This window comes from Vibrio bathopelagicus, from assembly GCF_014879975.1.
GTDB classification, from domain to species: domain Bacteria; phylum Pseudomonadota; class Gammaproteobacteria; order Enterobacterales; family Vibrionaceae; genus Vibrio; species Vibrio bathopelagicus.
Genome location: NZ_CP062501.1, coordinates 1,030,559 through 1,052,300, shown reverse-complemented (window position 1 = coordinate 1,052,300; position 21,742 = coordinate 1,030,559). Strand labels below are relative to the sequence as shown.

The following is a 21,742-nucleotide window of genomic DNA, read 5'->3' as shown; positions in this document are numbered from 1 at the left end:
TGTTTTAATTTACTTGTTCAATGTCTGGCTTCTTTGCATAAATCGACGCTATAACCGCAATCGTCATGGTAGAAATCAGCACTGCTAAAGACCAGTATGTTGGGATAGCCCATTCGCTATCAACCAGTAGCATTTTCACACCGATGAAGACCATGATGAACGCCAATGCTGGCTTCAAGTAGATGAACTTATCCATCATGCCTTGCAGCACAAAGTACAGAGAACGAAGGCCAAGTAGCGCAAATACGTTTGCAGCAAGTACCAAGAACGGTTCTTGTGTCACGGCAAAGATAGCTGGAATAGAATCCAAAGCAAACATCACGTCCATGACTGCAATCGCACCAATCACCAACATCATTGGAGTGAACGCCCATTTAACGCCCTGTTTAACCATTAGCGCAGGACCATGGAAGTCCTCGGTGACAGGCATAATTTTACGAAGTAGCTTCTCAGGTAGTGTGTTAACACTCTCTTCTTCGCCTTTATCTAACGCCAGTTTGATACCAGTACCAATCAAGAACGCTGCAAACACGTAAAGCACCCAGTGGTATTCAGCCAACAGTTGCGCGCCTAATGCGATCATAATTGCACGAAGCACTAATGCCCCGATTACGCCCCAAAGAAGCGCACGCGGTCTTAAATGCTCTGGAACTTGGTATTGAGCAAAGATCATCGCGAATACAAACAGGTTGTCTACGCTCAATGATTTTTCTAACAAATAACCCGTAATGAATGACACGGTTGCTTTTTGCGCGGTGTAGTCACTATTTGGGGCATAGATGTCCCAAAATAGGTAAATAGAACCTGCGAACAAAAACGCGAGTACAAACCAGAAAACGCTCCAAATAGCCGCTTTCTTAATGGTTACGCTGCCACCACGAGTTTGATAGATATCAATAGAGACGAGAATTACTGTCAGCAGGAAAAAGCCCACATAAGTCGTCATGATTGGCGATGAAAAAAAGGATTCACTATTGGTAGATAATAGAGATTGAGTTGAGTTCATTATTCCTCCAGGCGGAAGAACTGTACAAAGACCTTCCGCAAACAAAGCATATCAAGCTCCATTACGGATCTTGACTGTGATTGCGTTGGTCTCGTTGAAGTGAAATATGGGATTTCACCTTTACATACCGGATAGACTCTTGGCCTAACGAGATGACGATATGTAAACTTGCGCTAACTACTCCCCAAACGCGTGGATAATATTCCCCTATTTATGTTTCGTCTAGATAAATTTGTTCTAAAAAAGAAAAAAGGAGCAAAAGCCCCTTTTTCTATTACCGCTGTTTTATCTAAATGACACACACATCGATTCTAAGAATACAACTCACGTGTTCAACCTGGGTGAATGCTCAGTGATATTTGAAACGAATGATATTCACCTATAAACCAGCTGTGGGTACCAAGTACACTAACGCAGACCAAACAGACACCCAGCCAACGACGGCTACCGCGTCTAACCAATCTTTCCTATCCATATTTTGCCTCCACAGGAAGTCACCTGTACAACAAAGCATAAACAGTGCCAATTTTATAAATCAGTCAAAAAGTACAAATAGTACGCACGATTATCGAAAACATTCCATGCAATTTAATGGTTCACTGTGTTGAAGTGATTCAGGGTGATCTTGTAAGAACGCAATAAAGCAGTCAGCCATTGAGTCAGTCGTAACCAACCCATCACCTATCATCTCCAAGACAGCGTTATAACCTTCTTTGCCTTTCATGGTATAGGCCGATGACGCTCCTCGGTAAACTCGGTCGCGAGACACTGGCTGCCAACCGGATGCTTCAGAGTGTATTTCTAGATGATGAATACGATGTCCTAGGGGCGCTTCTTTGTGGTAACAAAATCTCAAGTTATGAGTGTAAGGAAAGCTGCCAGAACCCGTGCCTACGACACCGTTATCCAATGCGTTATTAATAGCGCCTTCTAACATGCCTGCAATCGTCGCACCTTTTACCTCATACACACCAATAGGTACGGCAAACGGTAGTAGCTTTCCGGCAATATCGGCAACAGAGACGTCTCCGCTATTGAGTGAATTTCTAACACCACCGGCATTGTGAATGGCAAATTCAACGCCGTGTCCCTTTTTATTCATCAGGTAATGAAACGACTGAGCAACCAAAGGCGCAAGTTGGCTTGGTCCTTGTTCATCAGGAATACGGACATGACGCAGTTTCGTGTCAGCATGGGCAATAACTTGTTGCTGAAGCTTTCGCACTCTTGGCTGATATTTATCCGTCAGAATGCTCTGCAGTTCAGGATCTTTTTTACATACCGCGATGTTCTGGTGATTATTTAAAAACTCACACGCCATATTGTGAGCATCGTCTTGCCCTACTTCACTCAATTTAGCGTCTATAAACAGTCGACGCCCCAACAGCAGTTCATTCTTGCCATTAAAGTGCGTCACTTTGCCTTCAGAATCGAATTCGATTTCACAGTGTCCGAGGCTCATGGCATGGAAGCCTGCTTGAACTACATAGGTGTCACCGACTTTTACACCGTAGTCATCATCTTTTACTAGGCCAATATCAGAAAAATCACCTTGTAAGCGATGGCTGTGCCCACCAACAATCACACCAATACCAGACACATTGGCCGCCAGTTCTAAATCAGCCTCGTAACCAAGGTGGCTGAGTAACACAATCTTGTTAATACCAGCTTGATGAATCTGTTCTATCGTTGCTTTTGCCGTTTCTAACGAATTTTCAAACGGTGTATCAATATCTGGGTTCGCAATGCCCGCCATCTTGTCGATGCTTAAGCCGAATATGGCGACTTTCTCACCATCAAATTCTTTCGTTATAAAAGAAGCACTTCGTGTTTCAGTTAGGTAAGGCTTAACAATATCGTTGTCCGCTAAGGTATGAGTTTTATTGATATCTTCATTCGACAAATTCCAGTTACCCGCCAACAGTGGGAATTTGATTCTTTTAGCGAAAATGGCCACCGGTTCATTGCCCATGTCTAACTCGTGATTGCCAAGGGTCATGGCATCAATATTAAGGGCATTCAACAAATCGGCGTTGGCTTTTCCCTTAAATAGAGAAAAGTACAAGGTGCCTTGGAAGCAGTCTCCAGCGTGCAGGAACAAGGTTCCAAGCTTTTGACGTTGTGCATCTTGCTCTATTTGTTTAAAGCGCGTTGAGATTCGAGCAAAGCCACCTGCACTGACATAAGGTTCAATGATGTGGTTGTTCATTTTAAGTGATAGCTGTAATGAGGTTGGTTCAAAGTATGAGTGGGTGTCGTTGATGTGTGCCAACACTATTTTTGTCGGCTTATTCTTTTTAGTCATATTTTCTTCTCTCTTTGTCCCTTCATACTAGGTTGAGAATCATGACAGAATCGTGAATTTTATGAAACTGCACTGCAAAAAAATACTCAAGATAGATCAAAAATCTCGTTTTACTCCGTATAAATAAAGAGTGGATTTTGTGACAAAAGCGCATACCGGATAACAAATTTTCGATTATGATTAAAGATATCTGTTAGCTTTCAAACAATTAGCAGAGCCTTCCGTTAGGAGTAAGCCTATGCAACTAGAAAGAATCGAGATTTCTGGCTTTCGAGGTATCAAGCGTATGTCACTCGCGTTTGACGAGCTAACCACGCTGATTGGTGAAAATACTTGGGGTAAGTCTTCTTTACTTGATGCTTTGTCCGTCGTTCTCCCCTCAGACGGTGTCCCATATCACTTCGAAATGACTGATTTTCATGTCGATTATTCTGTTTCACATCCACAGTCTCAACATCTTCAAATTGTTCTCGCATTAAAAGCCAACGACAAGAGCGAGCTCAACGCAGGTCGTTACCGCAAACTCAAACCTATCTGGGTTCAAGATGAGTTTGGCACCTACCGTATCTATTACAGAATCAGCGCAACGTTAGAACAATATGAAACGACCACACACTACGCCTTCTTGGGAATTGATGGTAACCCTTTAAAGCTTCATCACTCTGAAAAACTGGCGCAGGAGTTAATGACGTTACACCCTGTGATTCGTTTGCGAGATGCAAGGCACTTTGATCGTCCTTTCAACAGTAAAACAATCAATCAGAATACCGTTGTTAACGGTGGTTCTAATGGAAACTATAACGTCATCTCTAATGGGAATGGGAACGGTACTCACGCCAGCAATGGCAGTGCTGCTAGCTCTAACGGCAATGGAAATGGGCGCCAGGCAAGAATAGAGAAACGCATTGATAATACCTGTCGTCGCTTAATGGCAATCCCAGGGCACGTTAACAAAGGCGAGATGCGCAGTAGCCTTGATTCAATGCAAAGCCTGATAGAACACTACTTTTCTTTTAAGAGTAACTCTCGTCGTAATCCAAGAAAACAGAGGGATGGCCTACTTTATTCAGCAGGTGCCAATGACCAAAGTATTCATCAACTTGTGGAAGAGACCAAGAACAAACAAACTCGTTTACTGTTCATGGGGTTACTTAACGCATACCTGCAAGCTAAAGGGCCGACTGACTTAAGACGATGTGCACGCCCTCTTTTGATCCTTGAAGATCCAGAAGGTCGTTTACACCCAACGCACCTAGCTAGGGCTTGGAGTTTGATGCAGAAATTACCCATGCAGAAAATTCTAACCACTAACAGTGGCGAATTACTCGCGGCGGTACCCCTTCAATCAATTCGCCGTTTGGTTCGACAATCAGACAAAACCATTGCAACTCAACTCAACATGAACCACTTCAGCAAAGATGAGCTGAGACGAATTGGGTTCCACATACGGTTCCATCGTTCTGGAGCATTGTTTGCTCGTTGTTGGTTATTGGTAGAAGGTGAAACCGAAGTCTGGTTGTTTAATGAATTAGCCAACCAATGCGGTTATAACCTTGCAGCGGAGGGTGTGCAGATCATTGAGTTCGCTCAATCTGGGCTTAAAGCACTGATCAAGGTTGCACAAGAGTTTGGTATTGACTGGCATGTGGTGACTGACGGCGATGCGGCAGGTAAAAAATATGCCGCGACAGTGATGTCTAAATTAGGGAAAGACCAAGAGAGGCATCGCCTTACCGAGCTACCTGATAAAGACATCGAGCATTACTTGTATATGAACGGCTTCGAAAACTTTTTCCGCGACATGGTTAAGATCCCATACGATCACCCTATCCCAGCGAAAAAAGTGGTGGCTAAGGTTCTCAAAAAACACGCGAAACCCGATCTTGCGTTAGCGATCGTTTCTCACTGCGAGAATCAAGGACAAGAATGTATTCCGCTGTTATTAAGGTGGACGTTAAAACGTGTCATCACCATGGCAAACGGGAACACCTAAGCGCTTTAATTAATTGATAGATGCTATTGGTTCTTCTGCAGATAAATTTTTTAACTGATTGGTTCAACCAAAACCAAAAAAGGCACACCAGATGGTGTGCCTGTATAAATCGATATACAAATTAATTGGGGGTTATCTTGCAAGAGTTCACAGTGACTAAACTAGGGTCAGGTTAACGAATTAAGCCTTCGCTTGCTTAGCGTGTTGTTCAACCGCTTCCGAAGATTGGGTCGATTTTTCGTGAAGCCATAGCCCCGTTGCTTTCATCAAGTATCCGAATACACCACCAAGCAGTAAAGATGGCACGACAAGTTGCCAATCGCCACCTGCCGCAAACGTCGCACAACAACCAATGAAGGTTCCTGGGATATAACCTAGCCACGCTTGTTTCGCTTGAATACACATAAAGAAAGCCACAATAGCAGTAATTACATAGCCTAGAATCTCTAACCCTGCGAAGGTTGAGCTTTCGATAATCACCATTGCCCAGAATACGCCGGTCATGTTGGTCAGTAAGCTACCTGCTAGTCCTTTAACACCGCCGGTTGGCGAAGCAAAATAACTGGTGCAACCTAGAAAACCGGCCCATGACAGTAAGCCGAAAGAGATAGCGATCCATCCCCATAGACCTGACAAAATACCTGTTGTTAATGAAATCGCGACTAATGTACTCATACTATTTCTAAAGCCTAATTACGCAATTCATCGCAACCGGATTTAGCCTCACTTAAAATCAAGTAAGCATATTATGGGAAGAACGCCTTCTTTTAGGCGATCTCGATCACGTTAACAATGTACGCGAATGTGCATTTATCATTAGATAGAGACCGGAATCGCTTATTCAACATATTTAGTTATTAGTATTTTATCAAATCTACATTAAAGAACCGACCTTTTGCCTTTCATCATGCGCTTACCTTCTCGCTTAATACACTCAGCAAGCGGGTTTTCTGCCATATCAGCACGCCAAATAAACGAAAGCGTACGTTCCATTTCAAGCTCAGGAACATTCAAGGTAACGAGTTGGCCGGATTCAACAAACTGCTCGACATCAAGATAAGGTAGACACGTTAAATATGGGCCGTTTGCAACCAAACTTCTTAAAACAGGAACGTGTTCATACTCTCGCCAAACATCAAGATCACCAATTAAATGATGAATAGAGCTATCAAAAACTTTGCGAGTACCCGAGCCATGTTCGCGCAATACCCACTTCGCTTGCTCTAGCTGCGCCAAACTCACACGTTCACGCTTGGCAAAGGGGTGATGAGCAGATGCAACGACCGTTAAATGGTCTGTACACCACACTTCTTGATGAACTCGACTATCGTCACAACGACCTTCGATAACGCCTAAGTCATATTTATAATCTAATACGCCATCAATGACTGCATCGGTACTTTGCACGCCAAGCGAGATTCGCATCTCAGGAAAGTCGTTATCAATAATACTGATGAGGTCTGGAACCAAGTGTTCTGCCGGAGTTTGGCTAGCACCGAGTTTGAGCTCTCCACTCAGTAAATGCTGCTCGTAGAACCCCATCTCAATTTGCTGCGCATCTTGCAGTAAACGCTTTGCTTTTGGCCTTAGCCACATGCCCCAATGAGTAAGGGCCATTTGCTTGCCCTGCCTTTCAAACAAAGGCCTGCCGAGCATTTTTTCCAACTGTGCAAGAGACATACTTGTCGCTGACTGAGTCAACGCCAACTTGTCTGCTGCCTGACTAACACTCCCGGAATCTGCCACTGCATCAAATACCGCGAGTTGCTTTAAAGAATAACGCAAAATTCATCCTTAATTCTTTTAATAACTTATGTCTTGCTGTTCGTTTTTTGTTAAGCCGATAAGCAATTAATTTCATTCTACGCGTAACCAAATCTATATCAATAATTTTGATGTGGTTTCTAAAAATTATCAATTTTACCTCTACCCCTCAACCCCCTAATCTGGGATGGCAGGACAGAAACGAGCCCTGCAAAACATTACTGATTAACCATTACGGATTAACCAAGTCATTAACACTAGGAATTACACATGACGGATTGTTCAAGGGGGGGATATGGCAACCAGCACTTCTGAAAATCAGCAACTGTTCTCGCCAACAGAAATGATGGCGGAAGCCGAGAAGTTTGCATTAAGCAAAGCAAATAAAACCAGCAGCATGACATTGAGTTTGGCAATCATGGCTGGCGCATTCATCGGGCTTGCTTTTTTATTCTATATCACGGTGACCACAGGTAGCGCTGATGCTGGATGGGGATTGAGCCGCCTAGCCGGTGGCCTTGCATTCAGCATGGGGTTAATCCTGATTGTTATTTGCGGCGGCGAGCTGTTTACCAGTTCAGTGTTATCAAGCATCTCATGGGCTAACAAGCAGATAACCTTCACCAAGATGCTGTCTATCTGGGGCAAGGTTTACGTCGGTAACTTCATTGGTGCCATGTTCCTTCTGGCTTTGGTAAGCGCAGCAGGCTTGTATCAATTAGATGGTGGCCAATGGGGTTTAAACGCTCTGAACATTGCACAGCACAAGCTACACCATAGCCCTGTTCAAGCTTTTGCTTTGGGTGTGCTTTGTAACTTATTGGTGTGTTTAGCAATTTGGTTAACGTTCAGCTCTGCTAACGCCATGACCAAAGCAATGATGACCGTGTTACCCGTTGCAATGTTCGTTAGCTCAGGCTTTGAACACTGTGTGGCGAATATGTTCATGGTTCCACTAGGCATCACGATTCAAGCATTCGCACCAGAGAGTTTTTGGATGCAAATTGGCGCGACACCAGCCCAGTACGCAGACCTAAACATCATGAAATTTGTCACCGCAAACTTAATACCAGTGACAATCGGCAACATCGTAGGTGGTTCGGTATTGGTCGGCTTAGCCAATTGGAGCATCTACCGTCGCCCACAACTTAAAGCAGCAAAAATTACCGCGATTACACAAACAACAGAAATTACGTCAGTTAAGGAAATCACTATGAACACAGCAACTACTATCAAGCAAATCATGAACACTCAACCAATTACACTTAGCGTAGAAATGCCTACATCCGTTGCGATTGATTCACTTTTAGACTCTCAACTTGTTAGCGCTCCTGTTTGCGATGTTGAAGGCCGTCTAGTGGGTATCTTCTCTGTTCATGACGTAATGGTTGACCTTTGGTGCCAAGACTACATTCCGACTAAAGGCCAGAAGGTGGTAGACCTAATGAGCCGTGACGTAGTCGCTATCTCTGCTAACGATAAATTGGTCGATGTTGCTGAGTTCCTATGTATCGACAAAGAGCAACTTTACCCTACTACCAGCATGGGCTACGCAACTCGCCTGACTTCTCTTTCCCTAGAAGAGCGTGCAAAAGCGATGAAAGTAAGCCAGCCACATATGCTTCCAGTATTAGAGAATGGCGTAATGGTCGGTGTGTTGACTCGTACAGAGGTGATGCAAGCACTGCGTCCGATCTACGGTGACCGCCTAAACGTGGTTCCACAAGCTGAACTAGAAACAGCTTAACTAAAGAAGGATTAACTTAACTAAAACAAGGCTGGATGATTAGGGATTAGTCGTTCACTTAAGAAAATCAGTCATGGCAACGTTGACTGGCTAGAAGTAAATGGTGGCTTAAAACGTACTAAAAGGTTTGACACAAAACAAACCTAAACGCGTGACCATTTACCTCAATAAAAAAGGCGCAAAGTGAATACTTTGCGCCTTTCTCTATTTCTAGCTAACCTGCTAGTTGATATCTACTAAACTTTTGATGTCTCTAAAAATGTTGATATCAGTCAGCGATTATAAATAGCTAGATTACTTCTTTACGCCTTCAACATGCAGATCCATGTCTACATAGCTTGAAGCGCCCATTACTGGAATGTTGAAGTCAGCAAGTTCTAGGCGAGTTGTACCAACGAAACCAGCACGCTCACCGCCCCATGGGTCTTGGCCAGCACCGATGAATTCAGCTTCGATAACGATAGGCTTAGTTACACCGTGAAGTTTAAGGTCGCCCATTACTTCAAGTTTGCCGTCGCCTTTATCAACCACTTTTGTGCTGTTGAATGTTGCGTCTGAAAATTTGCTTGCATCAATGAAGTCAGAGCTACGGATATGCTTATCACGTTCTGCGTGGTTTGAATCAAGGCTTGTTGTATCAATCGTTACGTTCACTTTTGAAGCTTCAACGTTGCTTTCATCAAATGAGAAATCACCTGAGAATGTGTTAAAACGACCTTGGATAAAGCTGTAACCTAGGTGGCTAACTTTAAAGTTTACTGAAGCATGCGCACCTTTTGTATCAATCACGTAATCAGCGGCGTTCGCAGCGAAAGGCATTGCCATAGCAAATGCTAATCCTGTAGCGATAATTGACTTTTTCATTTTGAAGCTCCTATCATTTTTCGTAGCGTATCGTCTTTGTCGATAACGTGGTGTTTTATCGCCGCTAATGCGTGCACTGATGCCATAATGATCAGTACCCATGCAGCATAGTAATGAACTGTTCCTGCGAGATCAGATTGGTTTGCAAACAGTTCACCCATACTTGGTACAGTGAACCAATTGAAGACCTCGATCCCGCGGCCATCTGATGTCGAAATCAAATAACCTGAAATAAATAAAACTGCTAAATTGATGTACATAAAGCCGTGAGCGATCTTCGCTGCTGCAACTTCATAGCTTTTACCCTCCACCTTAGGTGACGCGGTAACTAGTTTCCAAAGTAAGCGGATAACGGTAACGGCAGCCAAAAGAATGCCTACCGAACGGTGGTAGTCTGGCGCTGTTTTGTACCACTCGCTGTAGTATGAAAGATCAACCATCCAAAGGCCTACACCAAACAAACCAAATATTGCGAGTGCTGAAATCCAATGCATCGCTCTTGCTAAAGGGTTGTAATTTCTAACGTTGTTGTCCATGCATCTCTTCCGAATGTTAACGAGTCGTGTAGTTTTGAAAAGCGTACCCTACACTAAGTTTGTGTAACATATTATTTACCAAGCTTTACAATAGTTACATCATTGCAAATTAAACGAGTTATTCGAATTATTCGAACAAGTTTGGGCTAAACTTTAGATTTCAACAATTTGCTCGATCTCGTAGAGCTCATCTGAGATATCTAACATCTTACGTTCCATCACTTTTTGAGCATCTTCTATCCCCTTGTTGTAATAAACCGCACCAAACTTTTTACTGATGAAGTCGACTAAGAATTCCGTGTCGAACTGACCAAGCTCCACATCGAGTTCATCTTGCAGGTACTTTTGGAGCGTATGAGTAAGTTCAGACTTTTGTTTCGAATCTAATTGAATGGTCATGAATGTTTCCAAATAAAGAGTAAGTAGATCAATTGTGATTTGCTGACTAGACTATAATCATGGTAACTAGCTAGAATTCCTCATAATTTAGAATACAGACCATTGAAGTGCCAGTGCTATCCATAAAATCACTCAGCAATGGCTAATTTTGATAGAGAGATCAAGAACTCGCACTTTGAAGATAGGTAACGGCACCACAATTACCGTACTATTGCCCATCAATAAGATAGTAGCTGTGTATAAGGGACTTCATTGTTATTAGATCTAGTGATTAAAAGCGTTAATCAGTTTCAAGACGATTGCCTAAAGCTCTGTGAACGCCACTACCCTACGGTACACAATCAAGGAATCAGTGAGCACCATATAGGTAAAGCTTTTGCCCGCCGAATGGAGCACACCTTCATTAGCTTTAATCATGCAAGTAACATCAGCCCACTTGAAATGCTCTCCTCTGGTGAAAACCCTCGACACTTCCGAATCTCCTCTGAAATCGGCACCGTTTGGATGATCAGTCATCATATGGTGAGCGCAGGTAAAACTTGTCGTAAAAAGTTGATGCTAGACATTCATAATTGGCAACAAGAGTATGGGTTTGCCATTCAGCCTACTGACGTTTTGATCATTGTTTCTGACCATTGGATTACCCGAAGTAAAAACAGCGGTGAACTTTTACATTGGTGGATGGGAGATCTCCCGGATGAAATTACCGAATACAGCCAACAAGGTATCACTCTAAGAGAGAGTGATTCTCAATTCGCTACTGATTTAAATAATAACTTTAGTATCAGCCCATGTTTTATTAAATTCGGTCACCCGTTAAAACGGTCAGGGAATCAACAATTGGTTCGTAAATACCTGCAACTTTATGCGGTACTTCAATGGCAGTAAGAATACGGGTCAACTTTTTCATTCAATATTGAAAGCAAATTGTTAGACCTTCATCCCAATATTTTATAAAAGACAACTCATTCCCTGTTCATTAATTATTCGAACTTCCTGTTTTAATTATTAATAGCCGATCGACTCACTGTCTCGATTTTGAGAGATAGATATCATTTCTATGTAACTCGCTTAGTCTCTCCATTTTGTAACTTTGACATTCCCCCATAATCTAAGCCTTTAACCCTACTTTTCTCTGGTGTATCAGCGTTCTAGCCTTATATTGGTTGGGGTTAATATGAGAGACGTTACTCAGCAATTAAATTCACAGCAACTATAAAACACAGTCAATGATAGGTAAATTAAATGGTTAATGTCATTTATCATGCTGATTTTTCGTTAATTATATTTATTTAAATATTGACCCCATAAATGAATTTTTATTAATTGACAATTTACTTACACCTGTCAATATTGTGACAGCCATGACGTATATTCCGTCATTGAATAAATATCTATATTAGCGACTATGATTTTATCAGACAGAAGTGAATTTATTAGCTGTATATCTGTGGATGCCGATATGCAGTTTATTGCGAAATACCAAGACCTAACACTTAGAAGCGTCTATCAACCTATATTCGACAGTTCAATGACTCAGATAGGCGTTGAGGCTTTGGTGCGTATTTCGAATAGCAAAGGGGTTATTGTTCGTCCTGATCACTTCTTCCATTCCGACGACACGTTGTGCAACGATAAGATCAATGTTGAGAGGCTAAGTCGCGCTATCCATATCCGTAACTTCGCACAATCGAATATTCGCCATTTACACCTTTTCCTAAACGTTCTACCGAACGTTGGTGAGTTGTTTGCCGCAGAAAAAGTCAGTGACAGCCTGTTGGCTAAACGCCTTCATGAACTTAACCTTTCATGCGAGCAAATCGTCATGGAGCTGGTAGAACTGAATGCAGAAAGTGAAGAGCGCTTAAAAGATGCCGCTCACTCTCTTGCAGAGAACGGCTTTCAAATTGCTGTTGATGATTTTGGAACACAAGCGTCAACAGAACAACGCGTTCGTCATATCAACCCGCATATCATCAAGATAGATCGCTCAGTGATGTTAGATTTTGAGCAAGGTGATACACGAGAAATGGAATTAGTTCTTGAACTGGCGAAGCAAATCGGCGCTAAGACTGTCATCGAAGGCATTGAAACAGAGCATCAACTTACTGCAATGCAAAACTTAGGCTTCGATATGTATCAAGGCTATCACTTAGCGATGCCAAAGCCGATTGAGTTAGATCTCCGCGTCGCAATCTAGAACTGCCCCTATTCTTCCTGAAGCCGCTGACCTTTGGTTATCGGTTATCGGTTAGCGGCTTTTTTGTAGTGCCAATCTTATAGACCAAATCATGCCTATAAAAAAGCCCAGTCAAAATTGACTGGGCTGGCTTAAAAGAATCTGTTTTATATCATTCCCTAATAACCCGCAGTGGACGGTTTGATTCTATATAGAATAGCGAACATCACTGGTACTACTATTAGCGTTAGTACTGTAGCAAAGCCTAAGCCTGCCATGATGGTAATCGCCATCGAGCCGAAAAATGCATCGAATACCAAAGGAATCATACCCAAGATAGTCGTCAATGCTGCCATAGATACCGGTCGTACACGACTAATCGCACTGTCGACAACCGCTAAGTATGGGTCTTTACCTGTTGAGAGTTCAGTGTTGATCTGGTCAAGCAGTACGATACCGTTTTTCAAGATCATGCCGCTTAAACTCAGTAGACCTAGGAATGCCGTGAAGCTGAATGGCATATTGGTACCTAACAGACCAATCGAAACACCAATGATAGAAAGTGGCACCGTAAACCAAATCACAAGTGGCTTACGAAGCGAGTTAAACAGAAGCATAGTAATGATAAACATCAGCAAGTAACCCATTGGCAGTGAACCAAACAAAGATTCTTGTGCATCTTTCGAGCTTTCGTATTCGCCGCCCCAATTGATACTGTAGCCTTCTGGTAGGTCTAATGCTTCTACCTTTGGTTTAACACGAGCAAACAAGCTAGCTGGCGTTTCATCACCAAGTACATCGTGGTCAGCCAGCACGGTTAACGTACGCTTTCTATCACGACGTTGAATCAGTGGTTCAGACCATTGAAGCTCTACACCATCAATCACTTGCTCAACTGGAATGTAAGTTTGTAGCGATGGGCTCCAAATCTTCACATTGTTCAGTGATTCAAAGTCAAAACGCTCTTCTTCTGGCAAACGCGCAACGATAGGTAACATATGAGTACCATCACGCAGTAAGCCGATGTTGTAACCGCCGAACGCCATTTGTAACGTCTCAGACAGATCAGTTTTTGATATGCCAAGGCGACGTGCCTTTGATTCGTTAAATAGCGGCACTAGTTCTTTGGTGCGTTCACGCCAATCGTGACGAACATTTCGTGAACCTGGATCGGCAAGTAAGACGTCTTCGACTTCAACTGCAATGCTACGCAATACTTGAGGGTCTGCACCGATAATACGAGCTTCTATCTTTGAAGCCGGTGACGGACCGAATTCAATCAGTTTGAACTGGAACGTTGGTTGCTCAAATTCGTTCGCTAAGTCTTTGTCTAACTCCGCGAGAACCTTAAACATGGAGTCACGGTCAGTGGTTCTTACTTGTAATTGGCTGTACGCTTCGTAGCTTTTCTCTGGTTGGTATGTCAGCGCGAAACGTTGCATGCCCTGTCCAACCGTTGTAGTTACAAACTCTACGTCGTCTTCTTGACGAATGTAGCTCTCAACCTTTTCAGTTTGCTTGATCGTTTCACGTACATCCGTACCTTCTGGCATCCACATGTCTACGTAGAACATCGGCGTATTTGATGGCGGGAAGAACTGCTGCTTCACCTTACCAAAACCAACCACAGACACCGCTAGCAAAGCGATCATGCTGACGACAGTTAACCATCTAAAACGCAATGCAAATTTCAGAGATGCACCGAATACAACGAACAGAATACCTTTGTATGGGTCTTCGTTCTGATCGACTTTGTCTTCTTCTTTAAGCAGCATTTCAGCAAGGAATGGCGTTAGTGTTAGCGCCGTTACCCAACTCAAGAATAACGAGAAACACAGTACCCAGAACAATGAACCCATGAACTCGCCCGTTGCATCTTTCGATAATCCGATAGGTGCAAAAGCGGTAATAGCAATAATGGTCGCACCCAATAGTGGCCATTGCGTTTGTGTCACGATGTCTTTTGCTGCTTGAAGCTTAGTCTTACCTTTCTTCAAGCCAACCAATATACCTTCAACGACGACAATCGCGTTATCCACCAGCATACCGAGCGCGATGATCAAAGCACCCAGTGAGATACGGTGTAGTTCTACATCGTTGTAGTCCATCAAGATGAAGGTACCAAATACCGTCAATAGAAGAACCAAACCGATGATCAAACCACTGCGTAAACCCATTGCGAACAGCAATACAATGATAACGATAGCTACCGCTTCAACTAGGCTGATTAAGAAGTCAGCCACTGATTTATCTACTTCTTGCGCTTGGTTGTAGAAGTAGTTCAGTTCTACACCCGCTGGTTTAATACTCTCTAGGCGATCAAGTTCCGCATCCAGTGCTTTACCAATTTCAACTACGTTTACGCCTGAAGAGAACGCAATACCTAAGTTAATTGCTGGTTTGCCGTTGTACGTCAATACATTGCCTGGCTTTTCTTGAATACCGCGAGTCACTTCAGCGACATCTTTCAAGCGAATCAAGTTACCCGTATCACGACCATGAATGATTAGGTTTTCTAGCTCTTCAACTGTGCTCAGCGTACCGTTAGGTTTGATTGTTAGGCTTTGACCATTCAGCATTACCTCGCCTGCCGATACCACACTGTTTTGTTGTGCTAACAGTGACGTAACCGTCGACATATCTAGGTTCAGCGCCGCTAAACGCTCAAGTGACATCTCAACAAATAATTGTTCTTGTTGGTCACCCGCGATACTTACTTTGCCGACACCATCGACCAGTTCGATTTCACGCGTTAAATAATCTGCATACTGCTTTAGCTCGACATAATCGTAGCCATCACCCGTCAGCATGATCATCACACCAAATACGTCCCCAAAATCATCAATGATCTGAACTGAGTTAACACCACTTGGTAGCGTTGGCTGTAGATCGTTGATCTTACGGCGCATTTCATCCCAGATTTGTGGTAGCTCGTCTGGACCATAATCCATCTTCATGCTGACCATAATTTGAGACATGCCATTCGATGACGTCGAAGTGATCTTGTCGATATAAGGGAGCTGTCTTATCTCTTTCTCAAGGGGATAAGTCAGTTCCTCCTCAACTTCCATTGACGTAGCGCCAGGGTAAGTTGAGATAATCATTGCATCTTTAATGGTAAAAGCTGGGTCTTCTAAACGGGATAGATTACCAAAAGACGTCACACCGCCAATGGCCAAAATGACTAGAAACAGCCAGCTGATTACTTTGTTTTTTATTGAATATTCTGCGATGTTCATTCTGCTTTTCCTGACAATTTGATTCCGTCACGGAGTTTTCTTAGATTCGAGTTTACGAGTAGCTCACCTTGTTCAACGCCATGAGCGATAAGTGCCCCTTGGCCGCTGATCTTGTCGACTTCCACTTCGCTTTTGAAAGCTTGGCCGTCTTCCATCTTCCACACGTAAAACTGGTTCGCTTCAGCGCCCGCTTGTAGCGTCGTCATGGGCAACTGGTACCCTTGAACATCACTCAGGCCCGCTTTCGCCATATCTACATTTACCGTAACGCTGGTACCCGGCAGAATTTCACTTTCAGGTTGTTGCATCTGCATCCAAAACTCGTAAGTGCGAGATTGCGGATGCAGTTCACTGGTGTGCTCTAGATACGTCAGAGGGTATTTTCCAGAATGGCCGCCAAAAGTTGCGTCAGGTCGATAGCTGTTCGAACGCATGTCTGGGCTGATAGACGCTAAGATCGAATCTGATACTTGAATTCGCACATACACCTTGTCGTTCTGGTACACGCTGAGTAACGTTTCACCCGGTGTGGTGTTTTCGAAACGTTGCTTATCAACGGTTGAAATTGTTCCAGGGAATGGGGCTAAAAGCTCCGTGTAACTAAGCTTACGCTCTGCCGCAGCCAAATTAGCCGATGCCAGTTTGTAGTTAGCGGTCAACTGATCGTGTTCTGATTGCGACAACATCTTGCTGTCAAACATCTCAGAACCACGCGCCAGTTGCTTGCTCGCCAATTTGAATTGAGATTTAGCGTCTGTAAGGCCTTGAAGGTATGTCGCGTTGTCTAAGGTCGCCAGTAGCTGACCTTTTTCTACCTTGTCACCAGCTTCAACCAATACTTGTTGAATCTCACCAGCAAGCTTAAATGCCAATGGTGTGAGTTCTGCAGGCATCACCTGTCCGTTAAAGCTTCTGAATTGGTCAGTCAGGGGCGCACCAACTTCAAAGGTTGAAACCAAAAGTGAAGGTTGCTCACGGTGGTCGGTTTCATTGTTACAGGCTTGAAGTAATAACGCAGATACAACCACAACTGATAATTTGGAAAGGTTCATTAAATACCGCCCTCACGTAACCAAGCTTTTACTTGTTGCCCATCAGATAACACATCCACACCCGCTTCTACGATAAGGTCGCCAGAAGACAGGCCTTCAATAACCTTGCCTTGACCATCAAGGGTGACTTGTACTTTAGAAATCAATTGAGACTCTGGGTTGTAGCGCCACAGTTCACCGTGGTCTGCTTCTTTGCTTAGCCAAGCTGAATCAACAATGCCAATACCGGAGTCCGATCTGTTTTTCTGAACTTCAACTTGTGCCGTCATGCCAGAAAGCAGATTGATACCTTCAGGCTTCTCGATAGACACAACCGCTTGGTAGCTGTTGGTGTCTTCGTCTGGTTGCGTTGAGATCTCTTTAAAACGCGTTGGGATACGAATACCGCGGTGGCTATCCATCACAACCCACATGTTTGAGTTAGTTAGGTCTTGAATAGAACGGTCTTCAAGCTTTGATACAGGAATAGAGAAAGTCACATCCATCTCGCTGTGATTCAAAATATTAAGTACTGGCTGCTTTTCAGCGATTAACTGATATTGCTTACCAAACACCATCGAAACCACGCCATCGAATGGAGCAACTAATGTGGTGTAACCAAGGTTTGTTTGTGCTTGGTCCAACTCAACTTCAGCGGCAGTAAAGGTGTTTACGGCTTGGTCGTAGTAATCCGTGCTTACAAGCTTCTTCGAGTACAACTCTGACGCTTGCTTGTATTGGCTGTTCGCCAGATCAAACTTGGCTTGTGCTGCATCAACCGCAATACGGTAGTCCGTTGCGTCTAGCACAGCGAGTACTTGACCTTTCTTCACCTCTTGTCCCATACGAACAGAGAACGTTTCAATATCTCCGCCCACTAGGAAAGAAAGCGCGGCACGGTCGGTCGCATCCACTTTTGCGATAAAGCTATCAAGCTCGATATCCGTCAGCTGAGGGATCTCAAACAGCTTTACTGGCTTAACAACTTGAACCGTTTCTTCTGACTGAACCTTATTACATCCGGTCAAAGAGCCTGCGAGTAATAGTGCAGCAAATGCCACTCCTATCTGCTTACCCGCCTTGGCTTGAATAGACAACTTGGATTGCATGATGCTTCTCCATTTAATTATTATGATTTATTACACAGATGGGCAGTATATTTAATATTTAATAATTCTCAAGCTTTACTTTCCACCTGTGCAGTATTTTTTATTTCAGTAAAAACAGTGTAGAATGTGGTAATCAGGTAAATGTGTGAAATGAAGATGACAGAAAAGAAACAAGGTAGAAGAAGCGCAAAAGACGCCGAAGAGACTCGATTTTTGATCATGAGTGTTGCTGCGGATATGTTCTGTGAGCATGGATATGATAGCGTTTCACTGCGAAACATCAGTGAAAAAGCAGGCGTCTCGCATAGCCTTATCCGCCATCACTTTGGTAGCAAAGAAAAGATCTGGCATGCTATAAGCGATTGTTTACATGAGTATTTTCAGTCTTACATTGCTAAAATCATGGAAGAACTGCCAAAAGGTGTTACGCCGAGTATTACTATTTATTTGTTTAGTATGCGTCTCTTTAGCAACATGGTTCACTCACGTAAACCGATGCAACTTATCACCGACTCTGTTCGCCAAAAAGACAACCTGGTCGATTACTTTATCGACAATGTTGGTGATGTCGAAAAAGAAATTAATATGTTGGCAGAAGAATATAATGATGCGAACCCAGATAACTTGATCAACATTTATGAAATTAAATGGCAAATGATCATGTATGCGCACGGCGCGGTATGCCTAACCCCTTTCATGGAAAGCACGTGGAATGAAGGTGACATGCAATCGACGCCTGCAGAAGCATTGTTGAAACATTGGCAATTGTTCAACAAGCAAATGGTCAGTACGTTCAATATCAGTGAAGAATGGGTCTTGAATCCAAGTTCGATTGAAGAATTAATTTATGAAGTCCCTTGTGTGTGGAAGTGCAATCAAGAACACCGTTAATCGAATGCATTTTTTTGCCCTGATCGTAAATTAATTTACTTGATACAAAAACGCGCCCTTACAGAACAAACTGTAACGGCGCGTTTTTATATGTATAGATCTTTAATCTAGCTCTTTAGGTCCGCTTATTAGCGACGCGCTTTACCGCGGTTTTGGTGGATCTTAAGCTTTGCTTTCATCTTGCGTTTTTCTGATGAACGCCCCTTACTGCGACCACCGCGATCAGGTGCCACGTCTTTCTCAAGGCTTGGTTCAAAGCCTTCTAGCCACTCTTGAGGCAAACGCGTATCCAGTAATCGTTCAATATCACCCAGTAGGTAAGCTTCATCCTGACTCATCAAAGAAATCGCTAAACCGCTGTTGCCTGCGCGGCCTGTACGTCCAATGCGGTGAACGTAATCTTCAGCTTTGAAAGGCATGTCGTAGTTAACAACTTGTTCTAGCTGTTGAATATCAATACCACGAGCTGCAACGTCAGTTGCAATCAACGCACGCACCTTGCCTGATTTGAAATCGTCCAGTGCCTTTTGGCGTGCACCCTGACTCTTATCACCGTTGATTGATGCCGCTTTAATCCCGTCTAGCTTAAGCTCTTTAACCAGAGCATCCGTACCCTGCTTAGTTTTAGTGAATACCAACACTTGTTGCCAGTTCTTTGAACCGATCAGGTAAGCCAACAGTTCACTCTTACGCGATTTATCAACCGGATAAACCATCTGAGTAACCGTGTCAGCGGTACTATTTTTTGGCGTGACTTGAATTTCACTTGGCGACTGCATCATACGGTGAGCAATCGTCTTAATCTTATTATCGAACGTTGCAGAGAAAAACAGCGTCTGACGAACGTCATTCATGCGTGAAAGAATGCGTTTAATATCAGGCATGAAACCCATGTCCAACATGCGATCCGCTTCATCAAGCACCAACACTTCAGTGTGGCTTAATATGATGTTCTTAGTGAAAATATGGTCGATAAGACGACCAGGCGTTGCCACTAAGATATCTGCGCCTCCACGCAGGTTATCAGTTTGAACCTTCATGCTAACGCCACCGTAGGCCACAACCACTTTAATGTCGGTACCTTTCGCGTAACTGGTTACGTTATCAAACACCTGTTGTGCTAATTCACGCGTTGGCACTAATACCAATGCACGAACTAACTTAGGGTTTGGGATAACGTTGTCTTTAGTCTCGATTAATCTTTGAATAATCGGCAAACCAAATGCTGCCGTTTTACCCGTACCCGTTTGCGCGCCAGCCAATACATCTTTGCCTTCTAGCACCAATGGAATCGCTTGCTCTTGAACACTGGTTGGAGCCGTAAAGTTAAGCTCAGTGAGTGTTGTAAGCAGTTGGTCAGACAATCCAAGTTGGTTAAAAGATTTAGTAGGTTCAGACATAGTATGATGCTCAAAGATTAAATAGGCGCGGATTGTAGCAAACCTGCATTACGCTGTTTACCTTTCCTTTTGATTTTTCGTCAATTGAAGCGCACTAAACTGGTTTGCTTCTTCTAAAACGCTTGGATACAGCTCATTAAAGTGACACTGCAACTTATCATAGTGGCGTTCTAAGTCGTCATAACAGTTTTTGAGCATACCTAGCTTAGGCCTTCTTAACGCCATTCGTTGTAATACCAACTCAATGGAAGACATGTCTTGATAGCTTTCCAACCACCGCTGTTCTGCCATCTTCTGATGAATAGTAATGAAGTTCTCAGGCCAGTGTGACTCTTGATGTTCGAAAATCTGCTGATGACTGTCTGAACAAAAGTGCTCTAAGGATTGTGTCGAGAACTGTCCCCAATGATTGGCTAAGCAGTGATCCCAAAAGACATCGAGAGCGATAGGAGCAAAGCGTCTTGTTTGGTCTGAAAAGAGAGATTTTGCAGAACGAGACACATCATGACGGTCGGTATAGCTATCGACGAATCGATGAAGTCTTATCCCGTTAGAAAGCGAATCTGAATAGTGTTTATTAGGGTCACCCTTAACGAAGTCACCTAACAGATTACCGGCTAAGTTACTGTTGCAGTATTGAGCGATGTGCAGGTGTGCGAGAAAGTTCATTGAACCTCATTAAAGTATCGAGAACTAAGTAACATGGTAAACGTACTCGTTTATCTTCGCGAACTTTAATGAGGATAGTTTTGGTATGACGTGTGAGCGAATGAGATTTGCTCAGTTTAAGAATTGTCTAATTTGAGAACGTTGAACTACAAAAACGTTTAGCTAGGAAATCTTAGTTAGAAGACTTAAAAAGTTCTTCTGCTAATTGTTTAACTGTTTGTTCATAGTCAGATAAATCAATGCCAATTTCCATAGCATCTAACAACTCAAGACTTTCGTCATTATAAGATTGGTCACTCATAGTGCCCCCTCTATTCCTTGATGTGGACATAATGTCCTGTTAACTAGTGCACCATCTTGGACTTATATTATGTCACTTTGATGAACGCACTCTACTCTACCCATTCCATATTTATAGCTTGAAGCTACTCGCGATCATTAACGCTTGTTTACGTTAAAGGGGTATACGCGAACGACATATGTACTGCCACCTTACACCAAGTACAACAAATTACTCTACAAATTTTGAAGCAGATCATGGTCAAACGTTTGCTTAGGCATTTTTGATGCCCTGCCACCCACCACTGTAAATATTAATTTACAGTGGATA

The 21,742-nt window shown here is 43.2% G+C and carries 18 protein-coding genes; 5 read left to right on the top strand and 13 right to left on the bottom strand.

What is annotated here, in order from left to right; genetic code table 11:
* Window positions 1-4: 4 nt before the first annotated feature.
* The gene (locus IHV80_RS20935) at window positions 5-1,006 is read right to left on the bottom strand and encodes a TerC/Alx family metal homeostasis membrane protein (protein WP_065105712.1); all 1,002 of its coding nucleotides are present in this window, start codon (window positions 1,004-1,006) and stop codon (window positions 5-7) included.
* 565 nt (window positions 1,007-1,571) lie between these two features.
* Window positions 1,572-3,311, bottom strand: a complete 1,740-nt coding sequence (locus tag IHV80_RS20930; protein WP_192890816.1) for a bifunctional metallophosphatase/5'-nucleotidase — start codon at window positions 3,309-3,311, stop codon at window positions 1,572-1,574.
* Window positions 3,312-3,549: 238 nt separating this feature from the next.
* On the opposite strand from IHV80_RS20930, the gene IHV80_RS20925 reads away from it, so the two are divergent.
* A complete protein-coding gene (locus tag IHV80_RS20925) occupies window positions 3,550-5,304 on the top strand; it encodes an ATP-dependent endonuclease (RefSeq protein ID WP_192890815.1) in 1,755 nt (584 codons plus the stop codon).
* 180 nt (window positions 5,305-5,484) lie between these two features.
* Here IHV80_RS20925 and IHV80_RS20920 read toward each other — a convergent pair whose 3' ends face one another.
* Together IHV80_RS20920 and IHV80_RS20915 are read right to left on the bottom strand one after the other, a co-directional pair.
* Window positions 5,485-5,979 (bottom strand): DUF1097 domain-containing protein, encoded by a 495-nt coding sequence (locus tag IHV80_RS20920; RefSeq protein WP_057622224.1) that lies wholly within the window; start codon window positions 5,977-5,979, stop codon window positions 5,485-5,487.
* A gap of 204 nt (window positions 5,980-6,183) precedes the next feature.
* Window positions 6,184-7,089: a LysR substrate-binding domain-containing protein gene (locus tag IHV80_RS20915; protein WP_192890814.1), complete on the bottom strand. Its 906-nt coding sequence runs from the start codon at window positions 7,087-7,089 to the stop codon at window positions 6,184-6,186.
* Window positions 7,090-7,363: 274 nt separating this feature from the next.
* Here IHV80_RS20915 and focA point away from each other — a divergent pair, with 274 nt between their 5' ends.
* The gene (focA, locus tag IHV80_RS20910) at window positions 7,364-8,815 is read left to right on the top strand and encodes a formate transporter FocA (RefSeq protein WP_192890813.1); all 1,452 of its coding nucleotides are present in this window, start codon (window positions 7,364-7,366) and stop codon (window positions 8,813-8,815) included.
* Window positions 8,816-9,109: 294 nt separating this feature from the next.
* On the opposite strand, the gene IHV80_RS20905 is transcribed toward focA, so the two are convergent.
* The 3 genes from IHV80_RS20905 to IHV80_RS20895 form a co-directional block, all read right to left on the bottom strand.
* Window positions 9,110-9,679, bottom strand: coding sequence for a YceI family protein (locus tag IHV80_RS20905; protein WP_192890812.1), 570 nt, complete (start codon window positions 9,677-9,679; stop codon window positions 9,110-9,112).
* A complete protein-coding gene (locus tag IHV80_RS20900; protein WP_048660207.1) occupies window positions 9,676-10,215 on the bottom strand; it encodes a cytochrome b in 540 nt (179 codons plus the stop codon). Before IHV80_RS20900 ends, IHV80_RS20905 begins: the two co-directional genes overlap by 4 nt.
* Before the next feature lie 153 nt (window positions 10,216-10,368).
* On the bottom strand, window positions 10,369-10,614 hold the full coding sequence (locus IHV80_RS20895; RefSeq protein WP_017059821.1) for a DUF2164 domain-containing protein: 246 nt from the start codon (window positions 10,612-10,614) through the stop codon (window positions 10,369-10,371).
* A 252-nt stretch (window positions 10,615-10,866) separates the two neighbouring features.
* Here IHV80_RS20895 and IHV80_RS20890 point away from each other — a divergent pair, with 252 nt between their 5' ends.
* On the top strand, window positions 10,867-11,502 hold the full coding sequence (locus tag IHV80_RS20890) for a hypothetical protein (RefSeq protein WP_192890811.1): 636 nt from the start codon (window positions 10,867-10,869) through the stop codon (window positions 11,500-11,502).
* A gap of 574 nt (window positions 11,503-12,076) precedes the next feature.
* Window positions 12,077-12,814, top strand: coding sequence for an EAL domain-containing protein (locus IHV80_RS20885; protein ID WP_192890810.1), 738 nt, complete (start codon window positions 12,077-12,079; stop codon window positions 12,812-12,814).
* Between the two features lie 158 nt (window positions 12,815-12,972).
* Here the strand turns inward: IHV80_RS20885 and IHV80_RS20880 are convergent, their stop codons facing one another.
* Genes IHV80_RS20880 through IHV80_RS20870 form a run of 3 tightly spaced genes read right to left on the bottom strand, consistent with a single transcriptional unit; the run spans window position 12,973 to window position 18,172 of the window.
* The gene (locus tag IHV80_RS20880) at window positions 12,973-16,032 is read right to left on the bottom strand and encodes an efflux RND transporter permease subunit (protein ID WP_192890809.1); all 3,060 of its coding nucleotides are present in this window, start codon (window positions 16,030-16,032) and stop codon (window positions 12,973-12,975) included.
* Window positions 16,029-17,084, bottom strand: a complete 1,056-nt coding sequence (locus IHV80_RS20875; protein WP_192890808.1) for an efflux RND transporter periplasmic adaptor subunit — start codon at window positions 17,082-17,084, stop codon at window positions 16,029-16,031. The genes IHV80_RS20880 and IHV80_RS20875 overlap by 4 nt, the downstream gene beginning before the upstream one ends.
* Window positions 17,084-18,172: an efflux RND transporter periplasmic adaptor subunit gene (locus tag IHV80_RS20870; protein ID WP_192890807.1), complete on the bottom strand. Its 1,089-nt coding sequence runs from the start codon at window positions 18,170-18,172 to the stop codon at window positions 17,084-17,086. Before IHV80_RS20870 ends, IHV80_RS20875 begins: the two co-directional genes overlap by 1 nt.
* Before the next feature lie 150 nt (window positions 18,173-18,322).
* Here IHV80_RS20870 and IHV80_RS20865 point away from each other — a divergent pair, with 150 nt between their 5' ends.
* Entirely contained in the window at window positions 18,323-19,063 is a 741-nt protein-coding gene (locus IHV80_RS20865) for a TetR/AcrR family transcriptional regulator (RefSeq protein WP_192890806.1), read from the top strand.
* A gap of 128 nt (window positions 19,064-19,191) precedes the next feature.
* Here IHV80_RS20865 and IHV80_RS20860 read toward each other — a convergent pair whose 3' ends face one another.
* From IHV80_RS20860 to IHV80_RS25360, 3 genes are all read right to left on the bottom strand, one after another.
* On the bottom strand, window positions 19,192-20,463 hold the full coding sequence (locus tag IHV80_RS20860; RefSeq protein ID WP_192890805.1) for a DEAD/DEAH box helicase: 1,272 nt from the start codon (window positions 20,461-20,463) through the stop codon (window positions 19,192-19,194).
* 57 nt (window positions 20,464-20,520) lie between these two features.
* Window positions 20,521-21,132 (bottom strand): acyl carrier protein phosphodiesterase, encoded by a 612-nt coding sequence (locus IHV80_RS20855; protein WP_192890804.1) that lies wholly within the window; start codon window positions 21,130-21,132, stop codon window positions 20,521-20,523.
* Window positions 21,133-21,304: 172 nt separating this feature from the next.
* Window positions 21,305-21,433 carry a hypothetical protein gene (locus IHV80_RS25360; protein ID WP_017059831.1) on the bottom strand — a complete coding sequence of 43 codons (129 nt, stop codon included), beginning with the start codon at window positions 21,431-21,433 and terminating at the stop codon, window positions 21,305-21,307.
* Window positions 21,434-21,742: the final 309 nt, after the last annotated feature.